At 47.8% G+C, this 278-nt stretch carries 1 pseudogene; it reads right to left on the bottom strand.

Going from position 1 to position 278, the window contains the following annotated elements:
- A pseudogene (locus AE2B122_RS19050) lies at window positions 1-278 on the bottom strand (NAD-dependent malic enzyme); the annotation flags it as partial.

Here is a 278-nt window from a genome sequence, read left to right as displayed (position 1 = left end):
GCGGAGATATCCTCCAAGTTCACGCCGCCAAATGTCGGCGCCATCAATTTTACGGTACGAACGATTTCGTCCACGTCATTTGTATCAAGCACGATTGGGAAGCTGTCAACACCTGCGAAGCTCTGGAATAGTACAGATTTACCTTCCATTACCGGTAAAGAAGCTTCCGGACCGATGTTTCCAAGGCCAAGCACAGCAGAGCCGTCACTGACAACTGCAACCATGTTGCCTTTCATCGTGTATTCGTAGACATCATCCTTGTTTTGGTGGATTTCTTT

The organism is Terribacillus sp. AE2B 122, assembly GCF_902497585.1.
Classification (GTDB): domain Bacteria; phylum Bacillota; class Bacilli; order Bacillales; family Amphibacillaceae; genus Terribacillus; species Terribacillus saccharophilus_A.
The sequence above is the reverse complement of the archived record's forward strand: the minus strand, read 5'-3'. Positions and strand labels throughout refer to the sequence as shown.